A 14,867-nucleotide genomic window follows, 5' to 3' on the forward strand; every position below is an offset into this window, starting at 1 on the left:
TGGTTCGGCGGCAGTTCGAGGGAGCTCGACGCGCGGGTCCGAGACGTAGTGGCCATCCGACAGCAATCTGGGTGACGATCCGCGTTGCCGGGGTTTACCTGTGGGTTCGGTGTCTGCCGTCGGCGGCCGCGGTCAGTCGGCGAGCCAGGGTGCGCACGGCGTCGTTGAGGATGTCGGGGTGTTCGATGACGAACGGGTGGTTCAGGCCGGCGAGGAGTGGGGGAATCCAGTCGAGTTGTTCGGCCCGGATTCGGACCCGGACCCATGGGTCGGTGTCAGAGGGTGGTGAGTCGATCTCCTGCACGGTCGCGATCGCGGCGGGCAGCAGCGGGCGGATCTCGGTGAGAGTTCCCTGAACTCGGACCGACACATCGTGCCGATAGGGCGCAGTGGCAAGTGCGGATAGCAGATGTGCGGCCGGCTCGAATCCGGCGGGCGGAGTGAATGTTCCGGGTCGTGTGGTCACCGCGGTGATGCGGTCGAGCCGGAACTGGCGTAGTTCGTCACTGCTGCTGTCCTTTCCCGTCAGGTACCACCGGCCGGAGTGCTCGACGAGCCCGTACGGGTGCACGGTGCGCTCGCTGGGCCGCCCGCTGCGGTCCGTGTAATCAATTGCGACCGGGCGGTGTTCGCGTGTGGCTTCGGCGACCAGGAGGAGGACGGAGCTCTCGACAGCGACGTCCGGGCGGGCGTCGGCGGTGAATTCGACGGTGTTGATCAGTGCGTCCAGCCGGGCCGTCAGACGTGCGGGCAGGACGCGGCGGAGTTTGGCCGTCGCGCTGTCGGCCGCGAAGGTGGCGGTTGTCGACCGGCTGGTGAGGAGCCCGAGTAGCACGGCCACCGCTTCGTCGTCGGTCAGCATCAGCGGTGGCATGCGGTATCCGGGGGCGAGCTGGTAGCCGCCGTAGCGGCCCCGCACCGATCGGACGGGGATATCCAGGTCGGTGAGATGGGTGACGTATCGCCTGACGGTGCGTTCATCGACGCCGAGCCGTCCGGCGAGTTCACCGACTGTTTGGGTACCGCCGGCCTGCAACAGCTCGAGCAGGGCCAGCACTCGGGCGGTGGGGCGCGTCATCGGGAAATTCTCGCATTTATACCGGGCGGAAGCTGTCCGGTATCGACTCTACTGTGGCGTTCGGCGGTGGAACCTCCGCCGCATCCGACAGCAGGAGTACGCGATGAAGCTCGTCTCGATCCGTCTGATCACCGATGACATCCAGCGGCTGGTCAGTTTCTATCAGCACGTGACCGGTGTCGAAGCAACCTGGGCTACACCGGATTTCGCCGAGATCGTCACACCGGCCGGCACCCTCGCGATCGGAAGCACCCGCACCGTGGCGCTGTTCGCTGCGGGCAGCGCGCGCCCAGCCGACAATCACACGGCGATCATCGAATTCCTGGTCCCCGACGTCGATGCCGATTACCGGCGGTTGCGGGAGGCGGTCGAGGATTTCGTCAACGAGCCCACGACGATGCCGTGGGGGAACCGCTCGTTGCTGTTTCGCGACCCCGACGGCAACCTGATCAATCTCTTCACCCCGGTCACCGCGCAGGCCGCCGCGAAGTTCGCCGGCTGACAGCCGCTCATCCGCTCGTCGACATTATGTTGCGTCAACTGCTGCGAGCTCGGATTCAGGTCAGCCACGCCTTAGCCGGGAATCCAGGCCGAACGAGAACGCAATGTTCGGATCCGTGACGGGTACGACGGAATCGAATATTGTTCGCGCATGTTCCCCACCTGGCGAATCGCCTCTGCCAAAGCGACCTTTCAGCGCTCGCCCCGGCATGCCAGCCTTGGGCTGGCGAAATCGATCGCACTCGCCGGGTTTCCCGCAGCACTCATCGGATATGCAGTGTGGCCCGGATTACCTTCCACCGCAACCGAACTCATCGTTGTAGTCTGGCTGCTGCTCATGGTGGCCACCGTCCTCGTCGCGGGCTGGCTCTGGGCGTGGCGCGTCAGCGAAGTCGCCAAGAAGGAAAGCAGTGCGCGCTACGACGTGCTGCGGGACATCGAAACCTCGCGGCTCACCCTGCGCCGACCGGCGCCGAAGGACGCAGTCTCGCTCGAAGCCACGATCGATGATGCGATGCTCGACGGCAACGGCTGGACAGTACGACATGGCCGGGCACTGATCAAGGCGATCGGCGGCGGCCACCCGACTCCAGGGCTTCTCGTGTTCGAGTCGCGGTCGGACGCAAGCGTGATCGGTGGCGCGACTGTGCACCCCACCGGCGACGAGACGTCGTCGCGTTCCATCGGTTGGTGGATCGGCCCCAGTTACCGTGGAGCCGGTTATGCGAGCGAAGCGGTGGCGGCACTCGTCGACGCGATCCACGACGCCGGATATACCAACGTCGAGATCGGCACGAAAGAGTCGAATCTCGCGGTACAGCGCATCTGCGACAAGATCGGCGCAACGGTAGTGGACCGGCGACCGCAGCCGTTGCCGAACGGATCGACCGTCCCTGGAATCTGGTATGAACATCAACGTGTGGTCACAGAACCAACGTGATCGGGTGCTCTCCCAGATGTTAATGGGCCCATGACAGCCCGCGGCAAAAGAGTACGTTGGCTACGAGCGGCTGGTGCCGTGTCAGGAAAGGTTGATGCTGTAACCGTCACCCGGGGTGGCGTGGAGCGGCGCAGACCGTCCGGTTCGTCGTCGTCGGGTCGTCGTCGGTGACGGACGCGAGGCTGCCGCCCCGGCCGTCGCGCCGCACGCATCAATGACAGTGACATCCGGCCGGGACATCGGCCCATATTCGACGCTCAACGAACCGGCAACCGGGAACGGCGATTCCGCCGATAGCAGGCCCTGGCCGCAACGGTCGGTGGAACGCGTCGCGGAGCGTGCCGTCCTGTCTCAGCTGGTGCCGTCCTGCACCGGATAGTCGATGACGACCACACCGCCGGTGGCGTAGTTGACGACATCGGCGGCCGCCCGCTGGCCGTACTGCGACGCCCGCGACGCGGCCAAGGCGGCGGCGTCAGCGAAGTCGGCTTCGAAGACCGCGAAATACGGCGCTTCTCCGTTGGTCGCCGCTACGTCGAAGCTGTATCGCCACGCAAGCAGGCCGGGCCAATTCATGACCAGCGGAAGGTGGTTGTTCACGTAGTAGTCGCGGAAGTGGTCAGGGTCGGCGGGCTTGGGATATAGGACGACCAATTTATGCATGACGACCTCCGTTCAGATCAGGGTCGGCGGTGTGTGTGAGTGCGGTGTCCAGTACCGCGGTCAGTTGAATCGTCATACGCGCAGGTTAGGGCTTGATGTGTGGTCGAGGGAAAGACCGGAACGAGATAGACTCAGAACGGATCGTTATCAATCGGCAGGGAGGGCACGTGGCACCGGATACGGTGAGCCTGCGGTACTTTCTGGTGCTGGCGCAGGAGTTGAACTTCACCCGCGCGGCCGCACGGATCGGTATCGCGCAGCCCGCACTCAGTGCCCGGATGCGCCGATTGGAGGCGGAACTCGGTACGAGCCTGCTGGTTCGCAACACGCGTAGCGTCGTATTGACCACGGCCGGTGCAGCTTTGGCGGAGTCCGCGCCGCCCGCGCTGGCGGCGCTGGACCGGGCATGGGACACCGCCCGGAATGCGGGGGCCGGTGAACTGGGCACGCTGCGCATCGGATACAGCCTCAGCACGGGGGCCGAGACGGCACCGGCCCTGGTGGACAGGCTCATTCGCAGCAGCCAGGGACTCGAGGTCGGCGCGGTCCCGATGGCGACACCAGAGATCTCTCCCGCGGTCGCCGACGGCCGCATCGATGCGGGGATCACCCGCGGCGAACAGCCGGGTCGTGGCGTGCGCCGGTTCCTGCTGCGGCGTGTGCGTGTCGGGGTCCAATTGGCACAGCATCATCCGCTGGCCGAACACCCGGAGATCGAGATCGCCGACGCGGCCAAGTATCCGCTGCGACTCCCCGACCGTACGGCCAACCCCGTGATCCACGATCAGCTGTCCGCACTGTTCCGCGACACCCAGCCGAGCCCCCGATTCCACACGCCCGCAGTCTCTTTCGACCTGTCTCAGAGCGACCTACGCGACGGGCTCACCCTCGCTCCGGCCGGTGAAGTCGCGGTCACGACACAACCGGCCGGTCTCACCTGGCGACCGCTGCAGGGCGCACCCGCCTTGACCATCCACCTGGTCCTCCCGCGCGTGCAGTCACCACTACACCGCCGAATCCGTACCGTCGCCAAAACCCTGGCGCACGAGCTGCACTGGCTGCCGGACTGACGCGCAGCAGGTCACCCGAGACGGACGTCGACGATGGCGAGGCCGACCCGCACCCCCAGGGCCAGGGCCTGCGCCGACAGCGCGGGCGTCGCCGCCTGGAACTGCTCAGCAGACCGAGCGTGACCGACCAGTTCGCGGTTCCGCCACTGCCTAACCGATCCATCAGGATTCGTGCTCTCGCCGCGCCGAATCACGGGGCTGATGTAGGGAGAGGTGACATCGTCGTCTCACTCCCGCAAGCGGGCATTCGAGGAGTGTGTAACGAACATCTCACCCCCGCCAGCATCGCGACCTCTTCTCTGCGCAGCCCCGGCGTGCGCCGCCCGGCCGCGGTGACAAGGCCGACGTCATCCGGGGTGAGCCGGGCGCGGCGGGTGCGCAGGAAGTTGTTCGCGGCGCAGAGTCGCCGCCGCAGGGGATTCGCCGGGCATATGCCACGGTAACAATCGGGCCCCGCGTGCTCACCCGACGGCGTGCTCCACGCCTACGGTGAGCAGTTCTTCGCACGCGGCAAGCAAGGTAGCGCGTAGCGTCGCGGCCCGCTCGGCGAGTTCGGCCTGTCGGCGGACGTATTCCGCTCGGCCGGAAGGGGTTTCGATGGGAATCGGGGTGTAGCCGTAGTCGCCGAGATCGTAGGGGCTGGCGCGCATATCGAGTTCGCGTGCGGCGCAGGCCAATTCGAAGCATTCCAGGACGAGCGTGGAAGAGACGAGCGGGACGAGCTTGAAACTCCACTTGTAGAGGTCCATATTGGCGTGCAGGCAACCGGGCTGTTCGGTGGCCACCTGGTCGGCGCGGGTGAGCGGTCTCGCGTTGCGGCCGACGGCGTCCGGGGTGAAGAAACGGAAAGCGTCGAAGTGGGTGCACCGCAACGACATCGCTTCGACCACGGCGTCGGTGTCCGCCGCTCCGAGCCGCAGCGGCACCTGGCGGTGGCGGACGTCGTCGGTGCGGTACACCATGGCCCACTCGTGCAGGCCGAAACAGGAGAGCTGCGCAGGGCGGGACGCCGTGGCACGCAAGAGGTTCGCGACGAACTCGAGGGTGTCGCGGCGGCGTGCAAGGTACGCGGGATCCGCCGCGAACACCGGTCCGTGATCGGTCGCGAGCGTGCCGGACCACTCGGGAGCGCCCGTCTGACCCGGCTGCACGCGCGTGTGGCCATTGCTGGGCGGCTCGAGCGTGTCCGTCTGGCCGAGCTGCGCGTGTGCGCCGACTCGGCTGGAGCGCTCGGGTGCAAATGCCTGACCGTGCGGCTCGTGTACGCCGACCTGGGTGAATCGCTCGGGTGTCTCCGCTTGACCGGGCCGCGCCTGTGCGCTGCCTCGGCTCGAGCGCTCGGGCGAGTTCGTCTGGCCGAGCCACGGGTGAGCGTCGACTTGGCTGGAGCGCTCGGGCGTGTCCGCCTGACCGAGCGGCTTGTGCGCGTCGCCTTGGTTGGCCTCCGGGACCCAGCCTGACAAGTCGGCCGAGAGCCGTCGATACCCCCGCGCACCCTCGTACTCGCGTGCACCGGCCAACCCGACGCCGAACCCGGGATGCCACCGGCGCAACTGAGCGGGTTTGTTGCCGTAGTAGGTGAACAGGAAGTCGATCACCGGATGCGTGGAACCGGCGGCCCGCCGCTCCAGGTACGGCCCGACGAGCTCGTCCAGCCGGGCCTGGTACGCGGCGGCGCGGGCACGCCAATCATCCTCCGCCAAAACGCTTTCGAGTATCATGCGGACTCCCGGGCGTCTGGCAATACCGCAGACTCTTCGGCCTGCACGTGCGCGAACCGGCCCGCGCCCCAGTGTCGCCCACACACGCCGAGCGGCCGCCGACCGCTGTCCGCTCGGTGGTCCGTGACGTGGGTATCTGCCGCGAACCCGGCCCGCGCCACCGCGCCGCACGGCGCGACACCGCGAGGGAATACGGTGGCGCGGAACATCATTCGGCGATCCGGTGGGTGGTGTCGCGGACCGTGCCGACGAACTCCTCGACCAGGTCCTCCAGCGCGACGATGCCCACGGTGTTGCCGCGGGTGTCGACGACGCGGCCCAGGTGGCTGCTGGTGCGGCGCAAGCGGGCCAGCGCCTCGAACAGCGTGGTGGCCGCGCCGACCGTCGGGAGCGGGCGGATATCGGTGCGCGGAATCGGCGTGCCCGGGCCCGCGGTGTCGTCGGCGACCTTGTCCAGCACGTCCTTGACGTGCAGGTAGCCGACGAGCGAACCGTCGCTCGCGCGCACCGGATAGCGGGAGAAGCCGGTCTCCGTGACCGCGGTCTCGACGTCGCCGAGCGTCGTCCCGTTGCCGCGCAACGGCACCGAGCGCGTGGTGGCCAGCGGCACCATCACGTCGGCGACGATCCGGTCGGAGGTGCCGAGCGCCTGCGTGAGGCGACGGTGCTCCTCCTCGTCGAGCAGACCCTCCGAACGGGATTCACCGATCATCTCGGCGAGTTCCACGCTGGAGACCGTGGCCTCCAGCTCGTCCTTGGGCTCGATGCGCAGCAGCCGCAGCGACAGGTTGGCCGCCAAGTTGTAGATCGCGATCAGCGGGCGGGCTATCCGCAACCACACCAGGTGCATCGGAACCAGCAGCAGCGCACTGCGTTCCGGCCCGGCGAGCGCGATGTTCTTCGGGATCATCTCGCCGAAGAGAATGTGCAGGATCACCACGATGGTCAGCGCGAGCGCGAAGGCAACCGGGTGCAGCAGCTGGTCGGGCAGGCCGAGCAGCTCGAACGGCCCCTCCAGCAGGTGCGCGACGGCGGGCTCGCCGACGCGACCGAGCAGGATCGAACAGATCGTGATACCCAGCTGCGCGGCGGCGAGCATCATCGACAGGTTCTCCCCGGCGCGGATGACCGTGGTGGCGTTGCGCTTCCCCTGGGCGGCCAGCGCCTCGAGGCGGTCGCGCCGCGCGGAGATCAGCGCGAACTCGGCGCCGACGAAGAAGGCATTGCCCGCCAGCAGCACCACCGTGAGCAGGACACCGAACAGATCACCCATGACTGTGCTCCTGCGACGTGTGGGCGATCAGCGCCTCCGGCGTGACGGGAATCAGCCGGACCCGGTCGATGCGGCGGCCATCCATGCGTTCGACCCTGGCGATCCAGCCGCCGTGATCGGTTTCGTACGCGCTTCGGTGGCCCGTGGTGGAATTGGGCAGCACTACTTCGTCGCCGACCACCGGAATGCGGCCGAGGCCGGTCAATACCAGACCCCCGAGAGTTTCGTATTCGCCCTCCGGCGCGTCGTAGCCGGTGGCGCGCGAGACCTCGTCGATGCGCAGCAGACCGGAGCAGTCCCAGCCGTCGGAGACCCGCCGCACCTCGCGCTCCTCCTCGTCGTGCTCGTCGCGCACGTCGCCGAGGATCTCCTCGATCAGGTCCTCCATGGTGACCAGGCCCGCGGTGCCGCCGTACTCGTCGACGACCAGCGCGACCTGCATGCCGTCGGCACGCACGCGTTCGAGCACCTCGTCGCCGTCCAGGCTGGCGGGCACTATCGGCACGGGGCGGGCCAGCAGTTGCAGTGGGATGGTGCGCCGCACGTTCGCGGGATGGGTGAACGCCTGCTTGACGTGCACCACGCCGAGGGTGTTGTCGAGGTCGCCGTCGATGACCGGGAACCTGGAGTAGCCGGTGCGGCTGGCGGCGGCGATCAGATCGGCGATGGTGTCGGACTTGTCCAGCGACTCGACCTTCACCCGCGGCGTCATGAGCTCTTCGGCGCTGCGCTCGCCGAACTGCAGCGACCGGTCCATCACCAGGGCGGTGCGCTGGTCGAGCGCGCCGCGCTGCGCGGAGGTGCGCACCAGCGAGCCGAGTTCCTGCGGCGAACGGGCCGAGCGCAGCTCCTCGGCGGGTTCGACGCCGAGGCGGCGAACCACCCAGTTCGCGGTGCCGTTCAGGAAGTGGATCATCCACTTGAACACCACCGAGAAGGCGATCATCGGGCCCGCGGTCATGCGCGCGGTCGCCATCGGCTTGGCGATGGCGATGTTCTTGGGCACCAGTTCGCCGTAGATCATCGACAGCGAGGTGGCCAGCACCAGGGCCAACGCCAGCGAGACGCCGCCGGCCGCGCTCGGGTTCATGCCGACCGCGGTGAACACCGGCGCCAGTAGTCGAGCGAGGACAGGCTCGGCGATGTAACCCGTGATCAGCGTGGTGATGGTGATGCCGAGCTGGGCGCCCGACAGCTGGAACGAGAGCGTGCGGTGCGCCTGACGCACCATCCGCGAGCGCACGTCACCGGTGCGGGCGTGCGCCTCGACGGTGCTGCGTTCCAGGGCGGTGAGCGAGAATTCGGCCGCGACGAACAGCGCGGTGCCTGCGGTGAGGGCGACGAACCCGACCAGGCTGAGAATCGTGAGGACGGTGGACACGATCAACACCGCCCGCGGAGCGCGGTACTACGGAACACGCGGGATGGAGCTGGTTCGGGCTGGCTTGCTGCGGGAAGGAGAGCGCCGGGTTTGTCACCCGGCTCGGTAGAGGAGCCCTCCTGTGCGGCGCCCTCGGACGCGGGTGACAACTTGTTCCTTTCGGCATACGGAAATCGTGGTGCCGGGCGACCCGGCAACCACCATGTTACCGGCCGACGCGGTGGATCGCGTCGGCCGGTCTTCGTCCTGTTCGCGTGTCGGTGTTCACCATCCGCTCGGCAGCGGACGCCCTTCCGCGAAGCCCGCCGCGGACTGCACGCCGAGCACGGCCTTGTCGTGGAACTCGGTGATCGTGCGCGCGCCCGCGTAGGTGCAGGCGCTGCGCACACCGGAGCAGATGTGGTCGATCAGGTCCTCGACGCCGGGGCGTTCCGGGTCGAGTCGCATGCGCGAGCTGGAGATCCCCTCCTCGAACAGCGCCTTGCGCGCCCGGTCGAAACCGCTGTCGGTGGCGGTGCGGGCGGCTACCGCGCGCTTGGAGGCCATGCCGAAGCTCTCCTTGTAGGCGTTGCCGTCGCGGTCCATCCGCAGGTCGCCGGGCGACTCGTAGGTGCCTGCGAACCAGGAGCCGATCATCACGTTGGACGCGCCCGCGGCCAGCGCGAGCGCCACGTCGCGGGGATGCCGGACGCCGCCGTCCGCCCAGATGTGCACACCGAGTTCCTTTGCGGCCGTGGAGCATTCGGCTACGGCGGAGAACTGCGGGCGACCGACGCCGGTCATCATCCTGGTGGTGCACATGGCGCCGGGGCCGACGCCGACCTTGATGATGTCGGCGCCCGCCGCGGCGAGGTCGCGGGTGCCAGCGGCGGAGACCACGTTGCCCGCCACCAGCGGCACACCGAGGCCGAGATCGGCTACGGCGCGCAGCGTTTCGAGCATCTTCTCCTGGTGGCCGTGCGCGGTGTCGATGACGAGCAGGTCGGCGCCCGAGTCGACCAGCGCCTTGGCCTTGGCGGCGACGTCGCCGTTGATGCCGACCGCCGCCGCCACGCGCAGCCGGCCGTTGCCGTCGACGTTCGGCTGGTAGATCCCGGCGCGGATCGCGCCGGTGCGGGTCATCACGCCGGCCAGCGAGCCGTCCTCGGCGGTGAGCACGGCCAGGTGCGCGTGCTCGGCCTCGAGCAGGTCGAACAGTTCACGAGGCGAGGTGCTGCCAGGAGCCTGGACGAAATCGGTGACCGCCACCTCGCGCAAGCGGGCGAAGCGGTCCACGTCGGTGCACGCGCCTTCGGTCACCACACCGACCGGCTTACCCGCGTCGACCACCACCAGTGCGCCGTGCGCGCGCTTGTGCATCAGCGCCACGGCCTCGGAGACCGACCGATCCGGGCCGAGCGTGACCGGGGTGTCCGCGGTGAGCGAGCGGCTCTTGACGAAGGCGATGGTGTCGGCGGCCGCGGTGATCGGCAGATCCTGCGGCAGGACCACGATGCCGCCGCGCCTGGCGACGGTCTCTGCCATGCGGCGGCCCGCGACGGCGGTCATGTTCGCCACGACGATGGGAATGGTGGTGCCGGAACCGTCGACGGTCGACAGGTCCACGTCGAATCGGGACGCGACGTCGGTCCGGTTCGGGACGAGGAAGATGTCGTCGTAGGTGAGGTCGTACGGCGGCTGGTGTCCAGGGAGAAACTGCACTTGACCCATACTAACCGGGAGTTACGAGTCGCGCGGCAATTCTCCGGCGCACCGGGGGCCGGTCTCATCGAGCGGGACCGGGCGTTTTGCGGCACGTAACAGTGCGTGCCCGAACACGATCGGCGTTGGGGGTTCGCTGGGAGCTGTTTCGTCGCGGGTGGCGGACCGCAATTCCGAAGGCGTGGTGGAAGTCGGCGCGGTGCCGGGGTGGTTTCAGCGTGGGGGATCGGACATCCGTTTGCGCCGCGTATCGATGGAACAGTATGTGCGTCAAGATATTCAGCCGCAGGGGTGCGGGTTCGTGGGGGGTGTGCTTCGTCGCGAGTCGATGGACGGCAATCTCGAAGGCGGCGGGTCTCCGGTGCGCGGTGCTCGTCGGGACCGAACGTCTGCGTGGGGCCTAATCGGGCGCGACGATTGCTCTCGCAGCTGTGTACCTGCCGGATTGCGCGGCCGGGCACGAGCCGAACCGAATGCCGCGTGCGGCGAACAGGAGGCGGTCGATCAAGCGGCGGCTTGTGCGCGCGACAGTTGAATCGCGGTAACGCACATGACGACCACGGCGAACGCGGTGATCACCACCCCGAAACCGTTGGTGCGCAACTGTTCGTCGAGAACCGTCAGACCGAGGAAGGCCGCCGCCAGCGGTTCGGCGATCGTGACGGCGGGTAGCGAGGCGGTGAGCGAACCGGCTTGGAAGGCGCGCTGCTGGAAGTAGACGCCGATCAAGCCGGCCGCGACCAGCGCCCACGTCTGCCAGCTGCCGACGACGTGGCCGAGCCCGTGCTCGAACAGATCCGTGACGTACGAGGTCAGCGCGGCGGCCAGCCCGAACAGCGCGCCGCCCGCGGCGCCGAACAGCAGGGCGCGGAGTCCGCCGTCGGCCGTGCCGAGCGCCAGCGCGACCGCGCCGCCGACCGCGCCGAGCAGAATCGCCAGCGGGACGATCCAATCGCCGAGCGGCGCGTTCGAATCGCCTTCGGAAGGATTGCCGACCACGAGAAAGCAGGCCAGCGCCGCGACGAGCGCCAGCGCCGCAGCCCAGTTGCGCGCCCCGACCCGTCGACCGGTGAGCCGCGCCGAAAGCGGCAGCGCGAACACCAGCGCACTCACCAGAATCGGCTGCACCAGCAGCACCGCCCCCAACGCGAGCGCCACGACCTGCATCGCGTACCCGCCCGCGTCACCGCCGACCCCCGCCCACCATCGCGGACTGCGCAGCAGCGTCCCCACCAGCGAGTGCTCCTCCGGCACCGCCGCCGCGGCCCGATGCTGCGCCACCGCGGCCACCGCGAACAGCAGCGCGGCCACGAGCGCGCAAACCACGGCCCAGAACGGATGATGCACCACCCCAGTTTGCCCCGCATCAGCCAACCTGCGGATCCGCCGACCCCACCCGGCGCGTCGCCGCTGCACCCCGGGCGTGTCGCGCCACGTCTCCTGCCTTGCCCCGTCCACCCTTCGCAGACTTCGGACCCGTAGAGGCGTGCGGCAATCCGCGAGCAGTCGGCGCTGTGGTGGACGCCGTTGCTGGCGAGTCCCCGATGCGACATGCCTCTCGTACGCCTCACAGTGTCGGTGTCCATGTAGGCGCATCCCCGTCGCCACGCACCTTTGCACGCCTCGCAGATCTACGAGCATGCGCGAGGCGTGCGAGGGCCGTTCTCGGCGGGTGGAACCAGCTGGTGGGGTGGATCAGTTGGCGCGGCGGCGGCGTCCGCCGGTGGTGCGGTGGCCCGTGGTGTCTCGGGCTTCGGTGGTGCGGCGTCCGGTGCGGGTGTGGGGGACGGGAGCGGAGCCGTCGGCGCGGGGTGCGATGCGGTCAGGCGCGTCGCTGCGGCGGCGGTTCGGGGTGGTATGGGCGGTCGATGCGCCGTCTGTGGTCGATCGGCGCGCGGGTTCGGTTGTGACGCGGCGGTTTTCGATCGAGCGCGGCCCGGCCGCGCGATTCGTGTGACTGGCCGCGGGAGTGGCCGAGCGGTTGCCGCGTGACCGCCGTCCGGTGCCGAAGGAAGTCGGAGTTTCGCCAGAAGACGTCGTCTCGACGGCGGCACGACGCCCGCTCGACTTCGGCTCGGTCGCGCCGCGGCCCGCCGTCGACCGCGTTTCGGAGCCCGCACGGCGCCCGGTGGACCTCGCCGCGGTCCGAGGCTCGTCGCTCACCGACTGCTTCACCGCAGCCCCGGGCGGAGTGACCGGCACTCCCGACGGCCGCCTCGCGCCGGTGATCGCAGCGAGGCGCTTGTCGCCCGGCCTGACCTCGATGCCTTCGATGTCGACCCCGGCCTTGCGGGTCATCTTCTCCACGTCGGTGCGCTCGGTCTCGGTGACCAAAGTGACGACGACGCCGTCCTCGCCCGCGCGCGCTGTCCGGCCCGCGCGGTGGAGGTAGGCCTTGGGTTCGGCGGGTGGGTCGACGTGCACCACGAGGGAGATGCCGTCCACGTGGATGCCTCGGGCGGCGACATCGGTGGTGACCAGCACGGGCACGCTGCCGTCGGCGAACGCCGCCAGCGTCCTCGTCCGGTTGTTCTGCGCCTTGCCGCCGTGTAGCGCGCCCGACGCGACGCCGGAAGCGCGTAGTTGTTTGGCGAGCCGGTCCGCGCCGTGCTTGGTGCGCACGAACAGGATGGTGAGCCCGTCGCGGGCGGCGATCTCGGCGATCACCGCGCGCTTGTCGGCCTTGCGCACGTACAGCAGGTGGTGCGACATGGTGGCGACCGCGGCCGACGGCGGCGCGGTGGAATGCGTGACGGGAGAGCGCAGGTAGCGCTTGACCAGCTTGTCGACCTCGCCGTCCAAGGTGGCCGAGAACAGCAGGCGCTGGCCGTCTCTCGGTGTCCGGTCGAGCAGCTTGGTGACCTGCGGGAGGAAGCCCATGTCGGCCATGTGGTCGGCTTCGTCCAACGCGGTGATCAGTACGTCGGACAGGTCGGCCGAGCCTTGCAGGATCAGGTCCTGCAACCGGCCGGGGGTGGCGATGAGCAGGTCGACTCCGCGCGCCAGGCGGTCGGCCTGCCGCTTGATCGGCGAGCCGCCCACCACCGAGGCGATGCGCAGGCCGAGGGCCAGCGCGGGCTCGTCGAGCGCGCGTTCGATCTGGGCGGCCAGCTCCCTGGTCGGCACCAGCACCAATCCGCGCGGTCTGCCCGGCTTCGCGGCGCCGCCGGCGAGGCGCGCCAGCATGGGCAGTCCGAATGCCAGCGTCTTGCCTGAGCCGGTCGGGCCGCGGCCGAGTACGTCCTTGCCCGCGAGGGTGTCGGGAACCGTCGCGGCCTGGATCGGGAAGGGCGCCTCGATGCCGTCGCGGCGCAGGGCCTGGACGAGCGGAACGGGCAGTCCCAGGTCAGCGAAGGTGAAGCTGGGCGCCGCGGCGGCGGGCGAGGGAGTCAAAGGGTTGACGGCCTTTCGTGTTGCGACGTGCGCGCGCGTGATCGGCGCTCGAACGGGCGTGGCGGTGGACGGCGACGTCCGGAAAGCGAGGTGCGGCGAAGGCGACCGGCGCGACGCCGGATCGGCGCTATCAGTGGTTGAACAACCGGCTGAGTTCGACCAGCCAGGGTACCGCGACGGCCAATGTGGGAACCACGAGGATGGCGACCGAGCCAAGATAGGCGGCCGACGCCACTCGGAAATCACCGATCCGTCCGCTCAGCCGCTGGATGCGGATCAGCGTGGTCGGTCCCCCCGCGGCCAGCGCGCCCTGCGGAGCGGTGGACTTCGCGCACGCCACCAGGGCCCGCGCGAGTGGCTTCGGTCCGGTGACCTTGACCGCGGAATCGTCGGCGAGCAACTCGATGAGCAGCTTCACCGAGCCGAGCGCGGCCTTGCTGCGCACCACGCGGGGAAACGCCTCGTGCACCGCCGTGAACGCTTCGAGCACCAAGTCGTGCCTGGCCCTCAAGTGCGAGCGCTCGTGGCTGACGATGGCGGTGACCTCGGAATGGTCCAGATTGGTGAGCGTGCCCGCGCTGAGCACCACCCGCTGACGCAGACCGGGCAGGCAGTAGGCGATCGGCTCGGTGGCGCCGAGCACGCGGATGTCGTGCGCGCGCCGGTGCGGGCCGCTCTGGTCGAGCAGGTCGACCAGCATGCGGTGCTTCGCCCGGCGCCTGCGGGTGTGCACGCCGACTCGAATCACCGAGAAGATCAGTCGCGCGCCGATTAACAGGGTCAACGCGAAGACGGTGACGTAGGCCAGCCACAAGGGCAGCCCGAGGGCGTCGATCTCCCGAGTGGGGGAGGTGGTCGGACGTCCATCGGGTCCGGGCACCAGCAGCTCGGCGGCGATGGCGAGCCCGGAACCGAAGGCGCTGAGTACGGCGGCGAGCGCGATGGCCTGCCACAGCACGAGCGCGGCGCGCGGTGTCCGGTACGGCCACGTGGCACGGCTGAGCAGCGCAGGGGCGGGCCCCGCGAGAAGCAAGGCGAGACCGGCGAAGACCGGCGCGGTTGCGTTCATCGACTCAGCTCACTGCGTTGTGGGGACCGGTGCGCTCACGGCATTGTGAGGCCCGGGGGCCGAGAGGCCATCCCCGA

10 protein-coding genes and 3 pseudogenes are annotated in these 14,867 nt (G+C 69.1%); 3 read left to right on the forward strand and 10 right to left on the reverse strand.

The features are described from left to right. Positions 1–94 precede the first annotated feature (94 nt). The gene (locus NX1_RS06160) at positions 95–1,078 is read right to left on the reverse strand and encodes a helix-turn-helix transcriptional regulator (protein WP_157119564.1); all 984 of its coding nucleotides are present in this window, start codon (positions 1,076–1,078) and stop codon (positions 95–97) included. Positions 1,079–1,181: 103 nt separating this feature from the next. Between NX1_RS06160 and NX1_RS06165 the strand changes: the two genes are divergently transcribed. Both NX1_RS06165 and NX1_RS06170 read left to right on the forward strand, forming a co-directional pair. Further along, positions 1,182–1,580, forward strand: coding sequence for a VOC family protein (locus tag NX1_RS06165; protein ID WP_068055101.1), 399 nt, complete (start codon positions 1,182–1,184; stop codon positions 1,578–1,580). A 150-nt stretch (positions 1,581–1,730) separates the two neighbouring features. Further along, entirely contained in the window at positions 1,731–2,519 is a 789-nt protein-coding gene (locus NX1_RS06170) for a GNAT family N-acetyltransferase (protein ID WP_068055104.1), read from the forward strand. 351 nt (positions 2,520–2,870) lie between these two features. Here the strand turns inward: NX1_RS06170 and NX1_RS06175 are convergent, their stop codons facing one another. Continuing rightward, a complete protein-coding gene (locus NX1_RS06175; RefSeq protein ID WP_068055107.1) occupies positions 2,871–3,182 on the reverse strand; it encodes an EthD family reductase in 312 nt (103 codons plus the stop codon). 167 nt (positions 3,183–3,349) lie between these two features. Here NX1_RS06175 and NX1_RS06180 point away from each other — a divergent pair, with 167 nt between their 5' ends. Next, a complete protein-coding gene (locus NX1_RS06180) occupies positions 3,350–4,252 on the forward strand; it encodes a LysR family transcriptional regulator (RefSeq protein WP_068055110.1) in 903 nt (300 codons plus the stop codon). Between the two features lie 270 nt (positions 4,253–4,522). On the opposite strand, the pseudogene NX1_RS37745 reads toward NX1_RS06180, so the two are convergent. From NX1_RS37745 to NX1_RS06220, 8 genes and pseudogenes are all read right to left on the reverse strand, one after another. Then, positions 4,523–4,667 (reverse strand): annotated as a pseudogene (locus tag NX1_RS37745) (helix-turn-helix transcriptional regulator); the annotation flags it as partial. A gap of 46 nt (positions 4,668–4,713) precedes the next feature. Beyond that, a pseudogene (locus NX1_RS06190) lies at positions 4,714–5,376 on the reverse strand (3-methyladenine DNA glycosylase); the annotation flags it as partial. Positions 5,377–6,181: 805 nt separating this feature from the next. Then, positions 6,182–7,246 carry a hemolysin family protein gene (locus tag NX1_RS06195; RefSeq protein WP_068055116.1) on the reverse strand — a complete coding sequence of 355 codons (1,065 nt, stop codon included), beginning with the start codon at positions 7,244–7,246 and terminating at the stop codon, positions 6,182–6,184. Beyond that, a complete protein-coding gene (locus NX1_RS06200; RefSeq protein ID WP_068055288.1) occupies positions 7,239–8,627 on the reverse strand; it encodes a hemolysin family protein in 1,389 nt (462 codons plus the stop codon). The genes NX1_RS06195 and NX1_RS06200 overlap by 8 nt, the downstream gene beginning before the upstream one ends. 264 nt (positions 8,628–8,891) lie before the next feature. After that, positions 8,892–10,328, reverse strand: coding sequence for a GuaB1 family IMP dehydrogenase-related protein (locus tag NX1_RS06205; protein ID WP_068055291.1), 1,437 nt, complete (start codon positions 10,326–10,328; stop codon positions 8,892–8,894). Between the two features lie 504 nt (positions 10,329–10,832). Continuing rightward, positions 10,833–11,675: a DMT family transporter gene (locus NX1_RS06210; protein ID WP_084501106.1), complete on the reverse strand. Its 843-nt coding sequence runs from the start codon at positions 11,673–11,675 to the stop codon at positions 10,833–10,835. A gap of 851 nt (positions 11,676–12,526) precedes the next feature. Further along, positions 12,527–13,721, reverse strand: a pseudogene (locus tag NX1_RS06215) (DEAD/DEAH box helicase); the annotation flags it as partial. A gap of 130 nt (positions 13,722–13,851) precedes the next feature. After that, positions 13,852–14,790, reverse strand: a complete 939-nt coding sequence (locus tag NX1_RS06220) for a M56 family metallopeptidase (RefSeq protein WP_068055129.1) — start codon at positions 14,788–14,790, stop codon at positions 13,852–13,854. Between the last annotated feature and the right edge of the window lie 77 nt (positions 14,791–14,867).

Source organism: Nocardia xishanensis NBRC 101358 (assembly GCF_001613365.1).
Lineage (GTDB): Bacteria > Actinomycetota > Actinomycetes > Mycobacteriales > Mycobacteriaceae > Nocardia > Nocardia xishanensis.

Coding starts and splice junctions, on each gene's coding strand:
- NX1_RS06160 (WP_157119564.1), bottom strand. CDS start 1,078: ATGACGCGCCCCACCGCCCGAGTGCTGGCCCTGCTCGAGCTGTTGCAG.
- NX1_RS06165 (WP_068055101.1), top strand. CDS start 1,182: ATGAAGCTCGTCTCGATCCGTCTGATCACCGATGACATCCAGCGGCTG.
- NX1_RS06170 (WP_068055104.1), top strand. CDS start 1,731: ATGTTCCCCACCTGGCGAATCGCCTCTGCCAAAGCGACCTTTCAGCGC.
- NX1_RS06175 (WP_068055107.1), bottom strand. CDS start 3,182: ATGCATAAATTGGTCGTCCTATATCCCAAGCCCGCCGACCCTGACCAC.
- NX1_RS06195 (WP_068055116.1), bottom strand. CDS start 7,246: ATGGGTGATCTGTTCGGTGTCCTGCTCACGGTGGTGCTGCTGGCGGGC.
- NX1_RS06220 (WP_068055129.1), bottom strand. CDS start 14,790: ATGAACGCAACCGCGCCGGTCTTCGCCGGTCTCGCCTTGCTTCTCGCG.